The 18,409-nt window shown below is 64.4% G+C and carries 19 protein-coding genes; 9 read left to right on the top strand and 10 right to left on the bottom strand.

Annotated elements, in window-relative coordinates; all coding sequences use genetic code 11:
• Positions 1-89 precede the first annotated feature (89 nt).
• On the top strand, positions 90-1,103 hold the full coding sequence (locus tag H8A92_RS07935) for a formamidase (protein ID WP_229195274.1): 1,014 nt from the start codon (positions 90-92) through the stop codon (positions 1,101-1,103).
• A gap of 242 nt (positions 1,104-1,345) precedes the next feature.
• Here H8A92_RS07935 and H8A92_RS07940 read toward each other — a convergent pair whose 3' ends face one another.
• Positions 1,346-2,353 (bottom strand): YeiH family protein, encoded by a 1,008-nt coding sequence (locus H8A92_RS07940; protein ID WP_229195292.1) that lies wholly within the window; start codon positions 2,351-2,353, stop codon positions 1,346-1,348.
• Between the two features lie 173 nt (positions 2,354-2,526).
• On the opposite strand from H8A92_RS07940, the gene H8A92_RS07945 reads away from it, so the two are divergent.
• A complete protein-coding gene (locus H8A92_RS07945) occupies positions 2,527-3,459 on the top strand; it encodes a LysR family transcriptional regulator (RefSeq protein ID WP_229195275.1) in 933 nt (310 codons plus the stop codon).
• Between the two features lie 683 nt (positions 3,460-4,142).
• Here H8A92_RS07945 and H8A92_RS07950 read toward each other — a convergent pair.
• The gene (locus H8A92_RS07950) at positions 4,143-4,298 is read right to left on the bottom strand and encodes a hypothetical protein (protein WP_229195276.1); all 156 of its coding nucleotides are present in this window, start codon (positions 4,296-4,298) and stop codon (positions 4,143-4,145) included.
• A 153-nt stretch (positions 4,299-4,451) separates the two neighbouring features.
• Complete coding sequence (locus tag H8A92_RS07955; protein ID WP_338026512.1) at positions 4,452-4,760, bottom strand: DUF1127 domain-containing protein; 309 nt, start codon at positions 4,758-4,760, stop codon at positions 4,452-4,454.
• Between the two features lie 172 nt (positions 4,761-4,932).
• On the opposite strand from H8A92_RS07955, the gene H8A92_RS07960 reads away from it, so the two are divergent.
• On the top strand, positions 4,933-6,483 hold the full coding sequence (locus H8A92_RS07960; RefSeq protein WP_229195293.1) for a winged helix-turn-helix domain-containing tetratricopeptide repeat protein: 1,551 nt from the start codon (positions 4,933-4,935) through the stop codon (positions 6,481-6,483).
• 134 nt (positions 6,484-6,617) lie between these two features.
• Here the strand turns inward: H8A92_RS07960 and H8A92_RS07965 are convergent, their stop codons facing one another.
• The 4 genes from H8A92_RS07965 to H8A92_RS07980 all read right to left on the bottom strand — a co-directional run bounded on the left by H8A92_RS07965 (position 6,618) and on the right by H8A92_RS07980 (position 9,631).
• Positions 6,618-6,839 (bottom strand): hypothetical protein, encoded by a 222-nt coding sequence (locus tag H8A92_RS07965; RefSeq protein ID WP_229195277.1) that lies wholly within the window; start codon positions 6,837-6,839, stop codon positions 6,618-6,620.
• A gap of 142 nt (positions 6,840-6,981) precedes the next feature.
• Complete coding sequence (locus tag H8A92_RS07970; protein WP_229195278.1) at positions 6,982-7,635, bottom strand: sensor histidine kinase; 654 nt, start codon at positions 7,633-7,635, stop codon at positions 6,982-6,984.
• Positions 7,596-8,219, bottom strand: coding sequence for a PAS domain-containing protein (locus H8A92_RS07975; RefSeq protein WP_229195279.1), 624 nt, complete (start codon positions 8,217-8,219; stop codon positions 7,596-7,598). The genes H8A92_RS07970 and H8A92_RS07975 overlap by 40 nt, the downstream gene beginning before the upstream one ends.
• A gap of 140 nt (positions 8,220-8,359) precedes the next feature.
• Positions 8,360-9,631 carry an allantoate amidohydrolase gene (locus H8A92_RS07980; protein ID WP_229195280.1) on the bottom strand — a complete coding sequence of 424 codons (1,272 nt, stop codon included), beginning with the start codon at positions 9,629-9,631 and terminating at the stop codon, positions 8,360-8,362.
• Between the two features lie 371 nt (positions 9,632-10,002).
• Between H8A92_RS07980 and H8A92_RS07985 the strand changes: the two genes are divergently transcribed.
• Genes H8A92_RS07985 through H8A92_RS08005 form a run of 5 tightly spaced genes read left to right on the top strand, consistent with a single transcriptional unit; the run spans position 10,003 to position 15,374 of the window.
• Positions 10,003-11,112: a BMP family ABC transporter substrate-binding protein gene (locus tag H8A92_RS07985; RefSeq protein ID WP_229195281.1), complete on the top strand. Its 1,110-nt coding sequence runs from the start codon at positions 10,003-10,005 to the stop codon at positions 11,110-11,112.
• Positions 11,109-12,218 carry an ABC transporter permease gene (locus H8A92_RS07990; RefSeq protein WP_229195282.1) on the top strand — a complete coding sequence of 370 codons (1,110 nt, stop codon included), beginning with the start codon at positions 11,109-11,111 and terminating at the stop codon, positions 12,216-12,218. Before H8A92_RS07985 ends, H8A92_RS07990 begins: the two co-directional genes overlap by 4 nt.
• A gap of 1 nt (position 12,219) precedes the next feature.
• The gene (locus tag H8A92_RS07995) at positions 12,220-13,146 is read left to right on the top strand and encodes an ABC transporter permease (RefSeq protein ID WP_163157718.1); all 927 of its coding nucleotides are present in this window, start codon (positions 12,220-12,222) and stop codon (positions 13,144-13,146) included.
• A gap of 15 nt (positions 13,147-13,161) precedes the next feature.
• Positions 13,162-13,845, top strand: a complete 684-nt coding sequence (biuH, locus tag H8A92_RS08000; RefSeq protein ID WP_229195283.1) for a biuret amidohydrolase — start codon at positions 13,162-13,164, stop codon at positions 13,843-13,845.
• Positions 13,842-15,374: an ABC transporter ATP-binding protein gene (locus tag H8A92_RS08005; RefSeq protein WP_229195284.1), complete on the top strand. Its 1,533-nt coding sequence runs from the start codon at positions 13,842-13,844 to the stop codon at positions 15,372-15,374. The genes biuH and H8A92_RS08005 overlap by 4 nt, the downstream gene beginning before the upstream one ends.
• Positions 15,375-15,386: 12 nt before the next feature.
• Here the strand turns inward: H8A92_RS08005 and H8A92_RS08010 are convergent, their stop codons facing one another.
• The 3 genes from H8A92_RS08010 to H8A92_RS08020 form a co-directional block, all read right to left on the bottom strand.
• A complete protein-coding gene (locus H8A92_RS08010; protein WP_229195285.1) occupies positions 15,387-16,529 on the bottom strand; it encodes a mechanosensitive ion channel family protein in 1,143 nt (380 codons plus the stop codon).
• 141 nt (positions 16,530-16,670) lie between these two features.
• A complete protein-coding gene (gene puuE, locus H8A92_RS08015; protein ID WP_229195286.1) occupies positions 16,671-17,609 on the bottom strand; it encodes an allantoinase PuuE in 939 nt (312 codons plus the stop codon).
• A 1-nt stretch (position 17,610) separates the two neighbouring features.
• Positions 17,611-18,024 (bottom strand): DUF3830 family protein, encoded by a 414-nt coding sequence (locus H8A92_RS08020; RefSeq protein ID WP_050631209.1) that lies wholly within the window; start codon positions 18,022-18,024, stop codon positions 17,611-17,613.
• Positions 18,025-18,224: 200 nt separating this feature from the next.
• Between H8A92_RS08020 and H8A92_RS08025 the strand changes: the two genes are divergently transcribed.
• Positions 18,225-18,409: SDR family NAD(P)-dependent oxidoreductase (locus tag H8A92_RS08025; protein ID WP_229195287.1), on the top strand; the 185-nt coding region annotated here is incomplete at its 3' end.

Below are 18,409 nucleotides of genomic sequence, written 5' to 3' on the forward strand. Positions count from 1 at the left end.
CGTTGCTAGCTGAGAGCCGCATCGGAGCCGAACGAGCGGCGACGAACGTTCGGGAAATGACAACGCTTCAAACAAGCGGGAGGACAGGCATGAATGGACTTGGCGGTCTCAACAAGTCACCCAACGGCGTCGTGATCGGACTGGTGCAGCTGCAGCTGCCCGTGGTTGCGACCAAGGCCGATCTGGCACGGCAGACCGAGCGCATCGTCTGGATGGTCGGCAAGGCGCGGCGCAATCTCGCCACCATGGATCTGGTCGTCTTCCCCGAATATTCGCTGCACGGCCTGTCGATGGATACCAATCCGGAGATCATGTGCCGGCTCGACGGGCCGGAAGTCGCGGCCTTCAGGCGGGCCTGCATCGACAACAGGATCTGGGGCTGCTTCTCCATCATGGAGTTCAACCCGCACGGCAATCCCTACAATTCAGGGCTGATCATCGACGATCACGGCGAGATCAAGCTGTACTACCGCAAATTCCATCCCTGGATTCCGGTCGAGCCGTGGGAGCCGGGCGACATCGGCATTCCCGTGATCGACGGACCGAAAGGCGCGAAGATCGCGCTGATCATCTGCCACGACGGCATGTTCCCGGAGATGGCGCGCGAATGTGCTTACAAGGGCGCCGAGATCATGATCCGCACCGCCGGCTATACCGCGCCGATCCGCGACAGCTGGCGCTTCACCAACCAGGCCAACGCGTTCCAGAACCTGATGGTGACCGCCAATGTCTGCATGTGCGGCTCAGACGGGTCTTTCGACTCGATGGGCGAAGGCATGATCGTCAATTTCGACGGCAGCATCATCGCGCACGGCACCACGGGACGGGCCGACGAGATCATCACCGCCGAGGTGCGGCCCGACCTCGTGCGCGAGGCGCGGATCAACTGGGGCGTCGAGAACAACATCTATCAGCTCTGGCACCGCGGCTATGTCGCGGTGAAGGGCGGCGCGATGGATTGCCCCTACACCTTCATGCAGGACATGGTATCCGGCCGCTTCCGGCTGCCCTGGGAAGACCAGGTCAAGATCACCGACGGCACGTCCTGCGGCTTTGCGGCACCGACACGGATGTTCGGCAAGGCCGCGAAGGCTGCCGAGTAGCCGCCAGAGCGGTATGAGTTTTGGTTGACTCGGGCGTGCCGCGATTTCGGCTCACCTCTCCCCGTCGGGGAGAGGTCGGATTGCTCTCGGCGATGCGAAGCATCGTCCGTGCAATCCGGGTGAGGGCTCTTGCTCTTTTGATAGACCGTAACCCCTCACCCGATTTGCTGCGCAAATCGACCTCTCCTAAGGGAGAGGTGAACCTTCGATGCGGCTGCAGCTCAACCTAATCTAGTCATGCTCTACTTGAAGAAGTGCACGAGGCCGATGCTCAAGCCCAGCAGCAGCATCAGCGACAGCGTGACTGCCGCGGTCACCCGGCCGCCGACGGTCGAGAGCACGCGCACGTCGACGCCGAGCCCGAGCGCCGCCATCGAGACGACGGTGAGGATCGCCGCCGTCTTCGTCACCGGCGCGATCGCGATATCGGGCACCAGCTGGAACGAGCGCAGCGCGGCCAGCACCAGGAAGCCGATGATGAACCAGGGCACCAGTTTGAACGGGCTGATCGCGGCGGCCTTTGCAGCACCCGCGTCGACAGCGCCGGTCCTGGTGTTTGCCTTGGTGTTTGCCTTGCGCCGCCGCGCCACGAACAGCGAGAGGCCGACCACGATCGGGCCCAGCATCAGGACGCGCACCAGCTTCACCAGCGTGCCGATCTGGGTCGACACGATGCCGGCCGGCACGGTCGCCGCCAGCACCTGCGGCACGGCATAGACCGTGAGCCCGGCGAGGATGCCGTATTGCGTCGCGGTCAGCTTCAAGAGCGGGATCAAGAGCGGCAGGCCGAGCACCATCAGCACGCCGAGGATGGCGGTGAACGAGATCGACGAGACGATGTCGTCGCCATCGGCCTCGATCACGGGCGCCACCGCGGCGATCGCCGAGTTGCCGCAGATCGAATTGCCGCAGGCGATCAGGATCGCGAGCTTGGTCTTGAGCCCGAGCAGGCGGGCGAGCCCATAGCTCACCGCCAGCATGATCACGACGGTGGCGGCGATGGCGCCGATCAGGAGCCAGCCCGACGCCAGGATCGCGGCGAAGCTGATCGACGCGCCGAGCAGCATCACCGCGACCTCGAGCAGCTGCTTGGCGCTGAAGGCAATGCCCGAGCGCCAGCGCTCCGACGGCTCCCAGGCGGTGCGCACGGCCATCCCGAGCAGGATCGCGACCACCAGGGCCTCGATATAGGGATGGTCGAAAACCCGCTCTTCGGCGGCCTGGATGCCGAGCGAGATGATCGTGACCATTCCGCAGAGCAGAATGCCCGGAATGAGCAGGAATATGCGCTTCAGCGTCCCCTGCTTCTGCCCCTGATCTTGTTGTTGTTCCGGCACGAAATCCTCTTTTCAGAGAAGATTTTATGCGCCAGAGGCCACCTCTTGGCTAATATATTTTCGGACTGCCCCGATAGAGAGAAGTTATGTCCCTCAACCTGCATCTGCTCCGCCTGTTCGCGGCCGTGGCGAAAACCGGCAGCTTCTCCCGCGCCGCCGACCTGCTGCACATCAGCCAGCCGGCGATCTCCAAGGGGGTGCGGGATTTCGAGCTTCAGGTCGGCTGCCGGCTGCTCGATCGCACCCCGAAGGGGGTGCGGCCGACCCGGGAGGGCGCGGCGCTGGCCCGCCATGCCGAAACGCTGTTCGCGGCCGAGCGCGCCGCCGAGGACGAATTGCAGGCGCTGCGCAACCTCGACAGCGGCTCGCTGCGGATCGGTGCCAGCACCACGATCGCGACCTACATGATCCCGGAATATCTCGGCGTGTTCCACCGTGCCTTTCCCGGCATCGACTTGCATGTCGTGAGCGCCAACACCAGTGATATCGCCGCGCTGATGCTGGGGCATGAGATCGAGATCGCGCTGGTCGAGGGGCCGGTTGAGGACGAGAACCTGACCAGCACAGCCTGGCGCACCGACGTGATGGTGCTGATCGCAGCGCCCGATCACCGCTTCGCAGCCGCCGCAGGTCCGATCGACGTCCGCCTGCTCAACGACGAGATCCTGATCCTGCGCGAACCGGGCTCAGGCACCCGCGAGGTGGTCGCGCAAGCGCTCGCCGCTCACCGCGTCGAGCCGCAGCGCACGCTCGAGATCGGCAGCACCGAGGCGATCAAGCAGGCGGTGGCCTCAGGCGTCGGCGTCGCCATCGTGTCGGTTGCTGTCATCGACGATCAGGTGAAGCTCGGAAAGCTGAAGGTGATCCCGATCAAGGGCGTTCATATCGAGCGCACGCTCTGGCAGCTCAAATCGCCCGGCCGGCTCGACGTGCCGGCCGCGGTCGCGTTCGAGGGGATCATCCGGGCGACGCAGGCCACGAAGACGCCGCCGCGAGTGCCGTCCGCCAGAGCGCGATGAGACGAGGGTGCGTATTCATAAAAATCTGGGACACCCGCTTTCGGGGCGAAGCGGACACGCGATCCGGCCCAAGCAATATCGGCTTGTGACCCATCACTGACTTGGGAAGCGGATAGCCTTAGATCGGCTTATGAGGTTTGAGCGGACCAGGTGCAGGATGCCGCGCCATGACGACTGACGATCCCGCTCAATGACGTGCGCGCTCGCGGCGGTCGTTGATCAGTCGCTTCGCGCGTGCATCGTCGTTAGGATCATCGAAGGCTTTGGTATCCGGCTTTGAGTGCTTGCCACGCAACCAGCGCAAGAATAAGCGCCCCGCATGAAATTGCGGCCACCCCTACATAGGTGCTGTAGCTACGCACCAAAAGGAACAAACTCCAGGCTGCCCCGACAATAACCCACCCAATGACCTCGCCACAAACGTAACCACAAGCGTAAGCAAGCGCTTCTTTTGCGCGGTCTTTCAAGGATAGGTCTGACTCTGTCTTCTGCACCAGATGCAAGCTAGCATGGAACCGGCAACCGAAATTCAATCTCCGCAAAAAGTGAGCCGGGCTGGGATCGACCTTCGGCAGCCTACGCCCGTTGCTGACCGGAGCCGCCGACATCACAAGGTCCGCTTGCGAGAAGCGGTCCAGATGCAGGACGGCCTGTGACGTCGCCTATTGGCCCCGAAGCGGACGTTAAAGGTCAGTCTTCATGCCATCCAGACCGGGATGATCTTTGTAAATGTTGTCCTGAAGCATGTTGTCTATCCGAGCGATGATATCGCCGACCGACGTCCTTAATCTCAGAAACTCACTTGCTGGAGCAGCTTCTTCGGCGAGCGTGAGCGCCAAGGATAACTCCTCAATGGCCCGCTCTCCGTGCTGCTTAAATCGCGTGGCTGATTTCGCGTCCATAGAACTATCTCGCGGGAACGGTACCTGCCATTTGCAAATGGCAGCATACCTGCCTTTAGACCAAGAAGCCTCGGCCAAACAGCTAGAGCGCTACTGTTCCGTTAATGACCCCCTATCGGAAGTCGGTGGGCCAAATTTGGCCGTCAACCGTTGGCAGGTATCGCCGGATCGGATGTCTCGCGGGTCAGTCCCGCGGTGCGAGGCGACGTAGTCGATCTCGCCGCGCGCGGTGCCGATATCCATCAGCTCCCGGTCGCTAAGGCTGGACAAGGTGGCGCGCAACTTTTGGCGTTCGCGGCTCTCTTGAAAGGCATCCCAACACTTCCAGACGAAGCGGGCGACATGCCAGGTCGATACGGATTTCCGTTCCAGCCAATTTGTGCTGTGCGTCGTGCTCATTGCGGCGCCTCCTAGGAGGGTGTTTTTCACCCGCACGAGCATGCTGTAAGATCGGCGGCTACGCTTGACCGACAGCTTACATTTTCCTCACCGGCAGCCTATTCTTGCGATTTCCAGCGAGGCCAAAGCGCCACCCGGTTATCGGCGGGCCCTCATCCAGCGGATTCGCATCTTGCGCTATCTCTTCGAGGAGTACGCATTCGACACCGAGCGGCGCGAGCTGCGTCGCGGGCCGGACCTCGTCTCCGTCGCACCACAGGTGTTCGATCTGCTCGATTACCTGATCCGCAACAGGGAGCGCGTTGTCACTAAAGACGACCTCATCAATGCTATTTGGAACAAGCGCAGCGTTTCGGATGCAGCACTGACGACCCGGCTGAATGTCGCCCGGAGCGCAATCGGAGATTCCGGGGAGGAACAGCGCCTGATCAGGACGCTGCCGCGCAAGGGATTCCGTTTCGTCGGACAGGTGCGGGAGGCGCGAGACGCTACGGGCCCAAATCCCAGCGATGCGCCCGCGAGCGCCCTTGCGCTTCCCGACAAGCCTTCCCTCGCCGTGCTACCGTTCGAGAACATGAGCAGCGACCCCGAACAGGAATACTTCGCGGACGGAATGGTTGAGGAGATCACGACGGCGCTGTCGCGGTTCAAATGGCTGTTCGTGATCGCTCGTAATTCGAGCTTTACGTTCAAAGGCAAAGTCGTCGATGTCAAGGAGGTCGGACGCAGGCTCGGTGTGCGCTATGTCCTTGAGGGCTCCGTACGCAAGGCAGCCGGGAAAGTTCGCATCACGGGACAGTTGATCGATGCAGTGACGGGCGCGCATATTTGGGCGGACAGGTTCGAGCGTGACCTGACAGACGTTTTCGCGCTTCAGGACCAAGTCACGGTCGCCGTTGTCTCAGCCATTCAGCCAAAGCTGCTTCAAACAGAAATTGAAATCGCGGCGCGGCAGCGACCGGAGAACCTCACCGCGTATGATTTCTCTCTCCGCGCGAGGCAGCAGTTTTACCTAACGACCCGCGAACGGGTGGCGGAGGCGATCAGGCTGGCTCATCGCGCCCTGGAGCTCGACCCTCGGTTCGGCTTTGTCGCTGCGCTGGCGGGTAACTGTCACATGCTCAACGTCGTTTTGGGCTACGCTATGGATCCTCAATTCGAGCGCAAGGAAGCCATTCGGCTTTGTCGCTTGGCATTGAGCATCGACGATGGTGATCCGGACACATTGGCAACGGCTGCCATAACCTCGGCGTTCATGGTCGGCGATAGTGAAAGTGAGATCGAAATGGCGGACCGGGCGGTCGCGCTCAACCCAAATTCATTCGGCGCATGGAACAGCAGAGGCCAAGTCTACCGAATTGCGGGGCTGCCGGAGGAAGCGGTCCGGAGCTTTGAACGCGCCATGCGTATGAGCCCGGTAGACCCGCGGCTGCACCTGATGTTTGCTGCTATGGGGACGGCGTTGATCGAGCTCGGGCGCTTTGACGAGGCCATCGCCGCGGGGAAGAAAGCCCTTCGTCAGGACCCCTTCTACTCACCAGCTCACCGATGTCTCGCGTCCGCTTTCGCTCATCTCGGGCGAGGTGTTGAGGCGCGTGAGGCGGCGGCGCGTGTGCTTGAGGTCGATCCCGCCTTTACGATATCTGCATGGATCGCTCGGGGCGGGCTGTCAAATGCGAAGCTGCTGATCAAGGGCCTTCGGAAAGCGGGACTGCCCGAGTAAGCGACTCGTGCCGACAAGGTGATCGAATACGAGACGCAATTTGTTGCGATGCATGAGTCCGGAAGTGGCCTTAGCCGGCAAGACCAAGCGCGCCTTCTTGTCGGCTTCCGTTGGCAATGCGGACGTGCGCGTGCTCAGAGCGCGGCGAACAGACCCTGCGCCCAGGCAACGGCACGCTCGAAACTGAACACGCCGGGCTGGAAATAGACGGCGCGTGCCAGCACGATGCCGACCACCAGAACCCAGAACACGCTGGTGCCCGCGGTCTTCAGCCATTTTGACACGCCCTCGCTCGCGATCGAACGATCGACCGCGGGGACCGCCTCACCGAAGGGATCGAATGCGGATTGGCTCATCGTCGTAACCATCAGGGACTACCGTGACAATGTCGCGACGGCGGGGGCCGAAGCAAGGGGCGCGGAATGCCTTTTGCGCCGGTATCTTGGAAGGACGTTTTCCGGGCCGTACGCCGGAGAGCATTTCCTTCTCGACTCCCCATCAACCATCGGTCCCGCGCTGCGGCGCCACGCGCGGCAGCGTGATCCGCACGCTGGTCCCCATCCCCGGCGCGCTGTCGAGATGGATTTCGCCGCCGAGCCGGTTGGTGACGATGTTGTGCACGATGTGGAGGCCGAGCCCGATACGGCCGATGTCGCGGCGCGTGGTGAAGAACGGATCGAAGGCCTGCCGCAGCACGTCGCGGTCCATCCCGCAGCCATCATCGGCGAACAGGATCTCCACCTCGCCCGCGCCTGACGCACGCAGCCGGATCGTGATGGTGCCGCCCTTGCCGTCCGGAAATGCGTGCGCGACCGCATTGACGAACAGATTGGTCACCACCTGGCCGTAAGGGCCGGGATAGCTGTTCATCGCAAGATCAGGCGGGCAATCGACCGCGAGCGCGAGATTGTTCTTCGGCAAGGCCGGACGAAGGTTCGAAAGCACCTGCTCGGTCACCTCACCGAGATCGAACGCGCTGCGGTCGAAATAACTGCGATCGACAGCCACCTGCTTGAACGACTGCACCAGGTCCGCGGCACGCTTGAGGTTGCCGACCAGCAGCGACGACGCGCTTTCGACGACTTCGATGAAATCGCTCAGGGTCGAGCGCTTCAGCTTGCCGCGCGCGCCTCGGCGGCGAAATCGGCGCATTTCTGCTCCAGCACCGAGGCGACCGTGAGGCTGGTGCCGACCGGGCTATTGATCTCGTGCGCGACGCCGGCCACCAGCCGGCCTAGCGCGGCGAGCTTTTCCGCCTCGATCAGCGACGCCTGGGTCTCCTGCAGATGCTGCAAGGCCTTCTCGGCCGCATCGCGTGCGGCGCGGATCTCGCGTTCGCTGCGTTTGCGCTCGGTGATCTCTTCGGCCGCAACGTTGACCCCGACGATGCTGCCGTTCGGCCCGCGCTGCGGGTGCCAATGCGTGATCCAGCAGCGCTCGTCATTGTGGCCGGGGCGCTGCCCGTACACCTCGACACCGGTCACGGGCTCTCCGGTCTCCATGATCGAACGAACGATGCCTTCGACCGCGGTGGCGAGCGCGGGCACACAATCGTGCACGGTGCGTCCGAGATGACCTTCGACCGAGATGCCGCAGATCTCGGTGAGGCGCTGGTTGATCTGGAGGTAACGGCAGTCGGGAGACAGGTAGGCAAGACCGATCGGTGCAGTGTCATAGATCAGCTGCAGCGCCGGTTGTTTTGGGAACTGAACGTCCTGGACGACGGACGACCTCATGCCCTCCCCCTCCCCAATCGGGGCAAGTCTAGCGCTTCAGGGCCGGGGCGCAAATAGGCGGGCCGTGCCAGCCAATGGCGGTCACATTGTCCGGATTCGGCACGGACAGCCGCGTACGTGGCCCGCGAGGAGCAGCAGCCTCAGCTATTCACTGTACCGTGCGCTCGGAAGTTTTCAACGAAGCGCAGCAGCACAAGCGCGCCGGTGTCGGCGTCGGCGAGCTCGACATGCTCGGCCGGATTGTGGCTGATCCCGCCGCGGCAGCGCACGAAGATCATGCCGATATCGGCGATATCGACCATCGCCATCCCGTCGTGCCCGGCCCCGCTCGGCAGTTCGAACAGGGCATGGCCCTCGCTAGCTACCGCCTCGGCGATCTGCGCTTTCAGCCATGGTGCACAAGGCACGCTGCGGTTCTCATGGGTGATGTCGATCTGCAAGGCGAGCTCGCGGCGTTTTGCGATCGCCTCGATCTGCCGCACGATGTCGGCGACCGCGCGCTTGCGATGCATGTCGCTCTGCGAGCGGATGTCCATCGTGAAGGACACCTTGCCCGGGATCACGTTGGTGGCGCCGGGCATGGCGTTGATGTAGCCGACGGTGCCGACCAGGCCTTGCTCGTCGGACTTGCAGAATTGCTCGATCGCAACGATGCATTCGGCGGCGCCCGCCAGCGCATCGCGCCGCAGCTTCATCGGCACGGTGCCGGCATGGCCGGCCATGCCGGTGAGACTGGCGGCAAGTCGCGTCGCGCCTGAAATCGCGGTGACGACACCGACCGGCAGCGCCTTCTCCTCCAGCACGGGCCCCTGCTCGATATGCAGCTCGACATAGCCGAGCAGCTCGCGGCGGGCGCGGGCTGCCTTGCCGATATGATCGGGATCGAGCCCGAAGGCGATCAGCGCATCGCGCATCGAGGTGCCGGCGCGATCGCTTGTATTGAGCACGCTCTCGTCGAACGTGCCGGCGACCGCGCGACTGCCGAGCAGGGTTGAGGCAAAGCGCACGCCCTCCTCGTCGGCGAAGCCAACGATCTCGATCGCGAACGGCAGCCGCTTGCCGCGCCGGTTCAGATCGGCGACGCAGGCGATCGCGGTGATGACGCCGAGCGGGCCATCCCACCTGCCGGCATCCCGCACGGTGTCGTAATGCGAGCCGAGCATCAGCGCCTGCAGGCCCGGCCGCTCGCCCTCGTAGCGGCCGCAGACATTGCCGATCGCATCGAGATGCGCGCTCATGCCGGCCTCGCGCATCCAGGACAGGATGAGATCGGCCGCCTTGCGATGCTCGGGCGTGAGGAAGACACGCGCCAGATGCTCCGGGGTCTCGGAAATCGCCGCTAGCTGATCGATCCGCGCCACGATCTCCTCACCGAGGGAAGAGGGACTCGAAGACGGTTTTGTCTCGCTCATGCTGTTTCCCATCAGTCCAACCGGCGCCGCGGCCCGCCTCACTCGTAGCAGGCCCGATCCGATTCACCAGCCGGCAAATGACGCCTGATGCGCCGACCCGTCCCGGCCCCGCATCGGCCGCCCGGCGGTTAGCGACTGCTTAACGGCATTGCATACAACGGCGATTGATGGCTCACAAAATAGGCAAGATGACGACTGCGCACTTCCGAGGCGGCTCACATCGAACATCGTTCTCATTCATATTCAGATACTTACGGAATAATGACCGCCAAACGTGCTCTGGCACGAAGCTTGCGACACTCCGTCACGCGCCGCCGTTATGGCGGCCGCGACAAGGACAGGCGGGCCGGACCCGCCGGAGGGAGCAGGCGATGGATTTTGGCACGATTTCAAGAAGGCATTTGTTGCAGGGAAGCGCGGCATTGGCGCTCGGCAGCACGCTCGGCGTTCGCGGCGCGGCGGCGGCAGAAACCACGGTCGGCTTCATCTATGTCGGCTCGCGCGACGACTACGGCTACAACCAGGCCCACGCCCAAGGCGCCGCGGCGCTGAAGAAGCTGCCCGGCATCAAGGTGGTCGAGGAAGAGAAGGTGCCGGAGACCGATGCGGTCGAGAAGACCATCGAGTCCATGATCAACCTCGACGGCGCCACGCTGCTGTTTCCCACCTCGTTCGGCTACTACAACCCGCACGTCGTCAAGATGGCGGGCAAGTTTCCGAAGGTGCACTTCGAGCATTGCGGCGGGCTCTGGTCGGACAAGGACCCAAAGAACGCCGGCAGCTATTTCGGCTATATCGACGAGGCGCAATACATCTCCGGCATCGTCGCCGGCTATTCGACCAAGAGCGGTAAGCTCGGCTTCGTCGCGGCCAAGCCGATCCCGCAGGTGCTGCGCAACATCAACGCGTTCACGCTCGGCGCCCGCCTTGCCAATCCCAAGGCGACCACGCAGGTGATCTTCACCGGCGACTGGTCGATGCCGGTCAAGGAAGCCGAAGCGACCAACAGCCTGATCGACCAGGGCGTCGACGTGCTCACCTGCCATGTCGACGGACCGAAGACGATGGTCGAGAACGCCGCGCGCCGCGGCGCGATGGTGTGCGGCTATCACGTCAACCAGTCGCCGCTGGCGCCGAAGGCCTATCTGACCGGCGCCGAATGGAACTGGGAGGCGCTGTATCCGAAGTTCGTCAAGATGATCGTGGCTGGTGAAGCGATCCCGAACTTCTATCGCGGCGGCCTGAAGGAAGAGATCGTCAAGGTCTCGCCCTATGGCGAGATGGTCTCGGCCGAAGCGCGCAAGCATGCCGACGATGTCAAGGCCAAGTTCATGTCCGGCGAATACACGATCTTCAAGGGCCCGATCGCCGACAACAAGGGCAAGACCGTGATCGCCGGCGGCACCGATCGCGGCCAGCAGGATCCCGAGCTCGAGAAGATGGACTATCTGGTCGAGGGCGTGATCGGAGCCACCGCGTGACCACCGAGGCGGCGGAATCGGTGGAGGCGGCCGGCGTTGCTCCGGCCGCCGATCCCGGCTTCCTCCAGCGCTACGGCGCGAGTATCGAGTACATCCTGATCCCGGGCGCGGCGCTGGTCGGCGCGCTCGCGGTGTTCGGCGGCTTTGTCGCGCTCTACGGCAAGAACCCGCTCGACCTCTATTTCTACATGTATTACGGCGCGTTCGGCACCGCCTTCTCCTGGCAGAACACGCTGACCCGCGCAGCGCCGTTGATCCTGACCGCACTGTGCACGGCGCTGCCGGCGCAGCTCGGCATGGTGATCATCGGCGGCGAAGGCGCCCTTCTGATCGGCGCGCTGTCGGCGACATCGGCGGCGCTGGCATTGCAGGGCGCGGCACCGATCGTCGTGCAGATCGCGATGGTGATCGCGGGCATGATCGGCGGCGGCCTCTGGATCGCGCTATCAGGTGGCCTGCGGCAATATCGCGGGGTCAACGAGACGATCTCGAGCCTGCTGCTGGTCTATATCGCGCTCGCGGTCCTCAACCATCTGGTCGAGGGACCGATGCGCGATCCGGCGAGCCTCAACAAGCCGTCGACGCGCGAGATCGGCGCCGCCAACATGATCGGCAGCATTCCCGGCACCGACGTGCATTGGGGCCTGGTGTTCGGCCTCGTCGCGGCGGTTGCCGCCTACATCCTGATCTATCACACCACCTTCGGCTTCGCCGCGCGCGTCGCCGGCGGCAACATCCGCGCCGCCAAGATCGTCGGGCTTTCCGTCGGCAAATTGATCATGACCGTCTGCTTCCTTGCCGGCGGTTGTGCGGGCCTCGCCGGCATGATCGAGGTCGCAGCCGTGCAGGGCCGCACCAATGCCAACCTCGCCGCCGGCTACGGCTTCACCGGGATCCTGGTCGCGTTCCTGGCGCGGCAGAATCCGCTCGCGATCATTCCGGTGGCGATCCTGCTCGGCGGCATCTCGGCCTCCGGCGGCCTGTTGCAGCGGCGGCTCGGCCTGCCCGACGCGTCGGTGCTGGTGCTGCAAGGCATCATCTTCGTGTTCGTGCTGGCGAGCGACGCGCTCTACGGGCGGATCGGCTTCCTGAAGGGAAAGTCCTGACATGGCGGATGCATCGCTCGGGCTCTGGACTGTCCCGCTCGCCGTGTTCGGCGGCGCCATTCGCGTCTCGACGCCGTTTTTGTTCGTCAGCCTCGGCGAGTGCATTACCGAGCGCAGTGGCCGCATCAATCTCGGCCTCGAAGGCACGCTGGTGATGGGCGCGATGAGCGCCTACGGCATCTCCTATCTCTCGGGCTCGCCATGGCTCGGCGTGCTCGCCGCCGGCATCACCGGCGCGTTGTTCGGCGCGCTGCATGCCGGCATCTGCTCGCTGCCGCGGGTCAACGACATCGCGGTCGGCATCGCGCTGATGCTGCTCGGCACTGGTTTGGCCTTCTTCCTCGGCAAGCCGCTGATCGAGCCGACGGCGGCACGGCTGCCGGCGATCGATTTCGGCTGGTGGAGCGACGTGCCTCAGCTGCGCGCCGCGCTGCGCATCAACGTGCTGTTCCTGATCGGCGTCGCGATCGCGCCGCTGCTCTATTGGGCCTTCAAGACCACGCGCTGGGGCCTGCTGATCCGCACCGCCGGCGAAAGCGCGGACGCGGCGCGCGCGATGGGCCATTCGGTGTTGCTGATCCGGCTGCGCGCCACCATGGTCGGCGGCTTCCTCGCCGGCATCGGCGGCTCGTTCCTGTCGCTGTTCTATCCCGGCAGCTGGAACGAAGGCCTCTCCTCCGGCCAGGGCATCACCGCGGTGGCGCTTGTCATCTTCGCGCGCTGGGACCCGATGCTGTGCCTGTGGGCCTCGCTTGCGTTCGGCGGTGCCGCAGCCCTCGGGCCGGCGCTGCAATCGGTCGGCATCACCTCCGGCTATCATCTGTTCAATGCCGCGCCCTACATCCTGACCTTGGCGATCATGATCATCACCTGCTCGCCGAAGCGCACGCTGACTGGCGCGCCCGCCGAATTGTCCATCACCCGATAGACCGCGAGATCATTCATGCCCGAGCGCTTCATCAAATCCGAACCCTACGCCTGGCCCTACAATGGCGATTTGCGGCCGGAAAATACCGCGCTCATCATCATCGACATGCAGACCGATTTCTGCGGCGTCGGCGGCTATGTCGACAAGATGGGCTACGACCTCTCGCTGACGCGGGCGCCGATCGAGCCCATCAGGAAGCTGCTCGCGGTGATGCGCGCGCAGGGGTTTCACATCATCCACACCCGCGAAGGTCACCGGCCTGATCTTGCCGATCTACCCGCCAACAAGCGCTGGCGCTCGCGCCAGATCGGCGCCGGCATCGGCGATCCCGGCCCATGCGGCCGCATCCTGGTGCGCGGCGAGCCCGGCTGGGAGATCATTCCCGATCTCGCGCCGCTGCCGGGCGAGCCCATCATCGACAAGCCCGGCAAGGGCTCGTTCTGCGCCACCGATCTCGAACTGATGCTGCGGCTGCGCGGCATCGAGAACATCGTGCTGACCGGCATCACCACCGACGTCTGTGTCCACACCACGATGCGCGAGGCCAACGACCGCGGCTTCGAATGCGTGCTGGTCGAGGATTGCTGCGGCGCGACCGACAAAGGCAATCACGACCACGCGCTGAAGATGATCAAGATGCAGGGCGGCGTGTTCGGCGCGGTGACGAAATCCACTGACCTGATCGGGGCGCTGTCGTGATCATCGGCGAACCGCCCGCACCATCAGGCGCGTTCGGCGTCGACGCCATCGCCGTGACGATGCGGTTCGGCGATTTCCTGGCGCTCGACAATGTCGAGCTCAAGGTGCGGCCCGGCTCGTTCCATGCCCTGCTCGGCGAAAACGGCGCCGGCAAGAGCACGCTCGTGAAATGCATCATGGGCTATTACCACGCCACCGAAGGCGACATCATCGTCGGCGGCCGCCAGCAGGCCATTGCCAACCCGAAGAACGCGCATGCGCTCGGGCTCGGCATGGTCTACCAGCATTTTACCCTCGTGCCGGCGATGACGGTCGCCGAGAACCTCGTGCTGGCGCGCGACGACGTGCCGGCCGTGGTCGACTGGCGCAAGGAGAAGAAGGAGCTCGAGGCCTTCCTTTCGCGGATGCCGTTCAAGGTACCGCTCGACGCCAAGGTCTCCGACATCTCGGCCGGCGAGCGGCAGAAATGCGAGATCCTCAAGCAGCTCTATCTGAAGCGCCGCTTCCTGATCCTGGACGAGCCGACCTCGGTGCTGACGCCGGGCGAGGCCGACGAGGTGCTCGGCATGCTGCGTGCGATGGTGGTCGCGGGCGAACTGACCATCCTGATGATCACACACAAGTTCCGCGAAGTGATGGCGTTTGCCGATGACGTGACGATCCTGCGCCGCGGCAAGCTCGCCGGCACCGGCCGGGTCGCCGATCTCACGCCGGACGAGATGGCGCGGACCATGATCGGCGCCGAGCAGCTGACGGTGCAGCCGCCGCGCACCGGCGAGACCGGCGCGCCGCGGCTCGAGCTCGACAAGCTCACCGCGCTTGACGATGCCGGCGCGATTGCCGTGCACGGCGTGTCGCTGACGGTGAAAAGCGGGGAGATCGTCGGCATCGCCGGCGTCTCCGGCAACGGCCAGCGCCAGCTGGTCGAGGTGCTGGCCGGCCAGCGTGAGGCCGAGAGCGGCGTGATCCGTGTCCAGGGCGAGGCCTATGCGGCCAGCCGCGAGGAGATGCGCAGGCACAAGATGTCGCTGCTGCCGGAGGAGCCGCTGAAGAACGCCTGCGTCGGCGGCATGAGTGTCGCCGACAACATCGCGTTCCGTGAGTTCGATCGCGCCCCATTCGCGCGCGGCGGCTGGTGGCTCAATCGTTCGGCCTTCCGCGAAGATGCCGAGCGCAAGATCAACCGCTACAAGATCAAGACCCGCACGCCGGAGACGCCGATCGCGGCACTTTCGGGCGGCAACGTCCAGCGCGCGGTGCTGGCGCGCGAGCTCTCGGGCGACGTCGAGGTGCTGATTGCCGCCAACCCCTGCTTCGGGCTCGACTTCGCGGCGGTGGCGCAGATCCACGCCGAGATCATGGCCGCCCGGAACCGCGGCGCCGCGGTGCTCTTGGTCAGCGAAGACCTCGACGAATTGCTGGAGCTGTCGGATCGCCTGGTCGTGATGTTCCACGGCGCGTTCGTTCACGAGGCCCGCGCCAGCGAAGCCGACCTCACCGAGATCGGCCGGCACATGGCCGGGCACTAAGCCGGTCGCTGATCAGTTCGGTGACGCCGCCGCGGCGCGCTCGCGGGGCGGCGTACCGCGCAGAAAGCCCCGGCCAAATCCGTCGGTCGCGGGCGATAGGATCGCCCGATCGCGCGGCAACGCGTCCGGCATCTCGTCGCGGATGAACGCCAGCAGCTTCTCACGGATCTCGCAGCGCAGGTCCCAGGACTGCGGCGCATTGCGGGCACTGACCAGCGCGCGCAGCTCGATGGTGCGCGGGTGGGTGTCGATCACCTGCAGATTGACCACCGCGCCATCCCAGAGTCGCGACTCCTTGGCCACCTGCTCCAGCCTCTTGCGGATCGCCGGCACGTCGGCGCTGTAGTCGACATGCAGCGCGATCGCACCGATCAGGGATTGCGCATCGCGCGTCCAGTTCTGGAACGGACGCTCGATGAAATACGACAGCGGCACCACCATGCGCCGCCAGTCCCACAGTCGGATCACGACATAGGTCGAGGCAATGTCCTCGACCCAGCCCCATTCGTTCTCGATGATGACGGCGTCCTCGATCCGGATCGGCTGCGTGACGGCGATCTGTACGCCGGCGATCAGATTGCTCAGCAGCGGCCTTGCCGCAAGACCGACGATCAAGCCGGCGGCGCCGGCGGAAGCGAACAGGCTGACGCCGTATTGCCTGACCGAGTCGAACGTCATCAGCGCAGTGGAGACCGCGATGATGACGATCAGCGTGTCGGTGACCCGCTTGAAGACGCGGACCTGGGTGACGTGCTTGCGCGCCAGGAAATTCTCGGCGACGTCGAGACGGAATCTCTCGAGATATCTGGCCGACGCCATGTCGACGGCGCGGATCGAGATCCAGCCGACCAGGGCGATGACGGCGACGCCGAAGAAATGGCTGAGCGTCTGCCGCAGCAGATCGTCGAGCGGTGCCAGCGGCAACACCAGCGCGACGGCGGCGAGACATAGTGCCAGCCGCGTCGGACCAGCTGTCCGGTCAAGCAGCATCGGCGCGACCGCGTTCTTCGCCCCGACCATGCGGTGGACGATGCGCTGTGCGATCGAATGGATGACAAGCGCAACGACAATCGCGCCCGTAATGAGGCCAAGGCCGATGACCCAATCTGGAACCCAGCGAAATGTGTGTTCCAATTCGGCTAAGAATTCGCGCATGAAACCCGCCTGCTCCCGCATTGCAGGCCGCTAACGCACGGAATCCGGGATGGCCTCTGACCTCAGTGCAACGCAGCAATTCATCGGATGCATTTCGGGTGAGCTGGAAACCTGCGTCAAACCGAAAGCGGTGGAACCGCGCTAGCCGATCTCGAACGCGTCGGCCGCGAGATGCTTCAGATTGGCGTGCCAGTGCTCGGCGATCTGAAGCCGGGTGGGCACCCAGACGTACTCGTGCTTCTGGATGTAGTCGAGGAATCGCATCAGCGCGGCGGCGCGGCCGGGACGGCCGACGACGCGGCAATGCAGGCCGACCGACATCATCTTGGGTGACGTCGCGCCCTCGGCATAGAGCACGTCGAAACTGTCCTTCAGATAGGTGTAGAACTCATCGCCGCCGCCAAAGCCCTGCGGGTTGATGAAGCGCATGTCGTTGGCGTCGAGCGTGTAGGGGATCACGAGATGCGGGTCGGTGCCGGCAGCCTTGATCCAGTACGGCAGGTCGTCGGCATAGGAATCGCAGAGATAGCGCAGGCCGCCCGCTTCCATCAGAAGCCGCAGCGTGTTGATCGAGGAGCGGCCGGTGTACCAGCCGAGCGGCCGCGCGCCGGTCGCCTCGGTGTGGACGGCGATGGCGCGCGCGATCTCCGCGCGCTCCTCGTCCTCCGTCATGTCCCTGTGCTCGACCCAGCGCAGGCTGTGGCTGGCGATATCCCAGCCGGCCTCGTGCATCGCGGCGACGACATCCGGATTGCGCTTCAGCGCCATCGCGACGCCGAACACGGTGGTCGGCAGCTTGCGCTCGGTGAACATCCGCCACAACCGCCAGAAACCGGCGCGCGAGCCGTATTCGAACATGGTTTCGATATTGGCGTGACGCTGGCCGATCCAGGGCTGCGCGCCCAGCACGTCGGAGAGAAACGCTTCCGAGGCGCGATCGCCGTGCAGGATGTTGTTCTCGCCGCCTTCCTCGAAATTGACCACGAACTGCACCGCGATGCGCGCAGCGTCCGGCCATTTCGGATCCGGCGGCGTGCGGCCGTAGCCGCGGAGATCGCGCGGATAGCGGGCCTCGGTCACATCAGACTTCCTCGAAGCGGATGTTCTGCGCGCCCTTCCACAACACGGTCTTGCCGAAGGCGGTGAGGTTTTCGAGCCCCGAGGTCAGCGTGATGAAATGATTGCCGGCGAGCTGGCCCATCTTGCTGGCGAAGTGCACGCCGCCATAGGCGAGCAGGATCTCGGTCTCGCTGATGCCGCCGGGATAGAGGATGATCTGGCCCGGCGCCGGATAGCTGGTGTGGTTCTCGTAGGAGACACCGAAATCGAGATCGCCGAGCGGCATCCAGACGCCCTCGCCGCTCCAGCGCACATGGATCGCCTGGCTCTCGAACGGCATCGCCTTGCGGAAGGCGGCCACCGTCTTCGGGGCAAGCTGCTCCTCGAAACGGGCGTCAAAGGTGAAATCGCCGGCGCGGACAATCAGTTTGCTCATCGGACTCTCGTGGGTGGGCTTGCAAGAAGTGATGCCCCAACCATTGCCGCCGGCCCGCGCCGGACGCAAGGCCGATTCCGGGCCAAAATGCCGGTTTTTTGCCGCAAGGGCGGCTGCCGCAACGCAGGTTTGAGCAGGGTTGCGTTGCACCCCGCCTTCCCCTTTGCGAACCTGTCCGGACGCGCAAAGGAGGACTGCCGATGACGACAAACAGTCTGCACGGACATGTGGCGCTGGTGACCGGCGGCTCGCGCGGCATCGGTGCGGCAATCGTCAAGATGCTGGCGGAAGCCGGCGCTGCCGTCGCCATCAACTATCGCGAGCGCTCGGCCGAGGCGGAAACGCTGGCCAAGGGCATCATTGCGCCGGCGGCCGGGCCGTCGCG

Origin of the sequence: Bradyrhizobium acaciae (genome assembly GCF_020889785.1) — a bacterium.
Taxonomy (GTDB): domain Bacteria; phylum Pseudomonadota; class Alphaproteobacteria; order Rhizobiales; family Xanthobacteraceae; genus Bradyrhizobium; species Bradyrhizobium acaciae.

Coding starts and splice junctions, on each gene's coding strand:
- H8A92_RS07935 (WP_229195274.1), top strand. CDS start 90: ATGAATGGACTTGGCGGTCTCAACAAGTCACCCAACGGCGTCGTGATC.
- H8A92_RS07955 (WP_338026512.1), bottom strand. CDS start 4,760: ATGAGCACGACGCACAGCACAAATTGGCTGGAACGGAAATCCGTATCG.
- H8A92_RS07980 (WP_229195280.1), bottom strand. CDS start 9,631: ATGAGCGAGACAAAACCGTCTTCGAGTCCCTCTTCCCTCGGTGAGGAG.
- H8A92_RS07940 (WP_229195292.1), bottom strand. CDS start 2,353: ATGGTCACGATCATCTCGCTCGGCATCCAGGCCGCCGAAGAGCGGGTT.
- H8A92_RS07995 (WP_163157718.1), top strand. CDS start 12,220: ATGGCGGATGCATCGCTCGGGCTCTGGACTGTCCCGCTCGCCGTGTTC.
- H8A92_RS07985 (WP_229195281.1), top strand. CDS start 10,003: ATGGATTTTGGCACGATTTCAAGAAGGCATTTGTTGCAGGGAAGCGCG.
- biuH (WP_229195283.1), top strand. CDS start 13,162: ATGCCCGAGCGCTTCATCAAATCCGAACCCTACGCCTGGCCCTACAAT.
- H8A92_RS07970 (WP_229195278.1), bottom strand. CDS start 7,635: ATGCGCCGATTTCGCCGCCGAGGCGCGCGCGGCAAGCTGAAGCGCTCG.
- H8A92_RS08020 (WP_050631209.1), bottom strand. CDS start 18,024: ATGAGCAAACTGATTGTCCGCGCCGGCGATTTCACCTTTGACGCCCGT.
- H8A92_RS08010 (WP_229195285.1), bottom strand. CDS start 16,529: ATGCGCGAATTCTTAGCCGAATTGGAACACACATTTCGCTGGGTTCCA.
- H8A92_RS07965 (WP_229195277.1), bottom strand. CDS start 6,839: ATGAGCCAATCCGCATTCGATCCCTTCGGTGAGGCGGTCCCCGCGGTC.
- H8A92_RS07975 (WP_229195279.1), bottom strand. CDS start 8,219: ATGAGGTCGTCCGTCGTCCAGGACGTTCAGTTCCCAAAACAACCGGCG.
- H8A92_RS07945 (WP_229195275.1), top strand. CDS start 2,527: ATGTCCCTCAACCTGCATCTGCTCCGCCTGTTCGCGGCCGTGGCGAAA.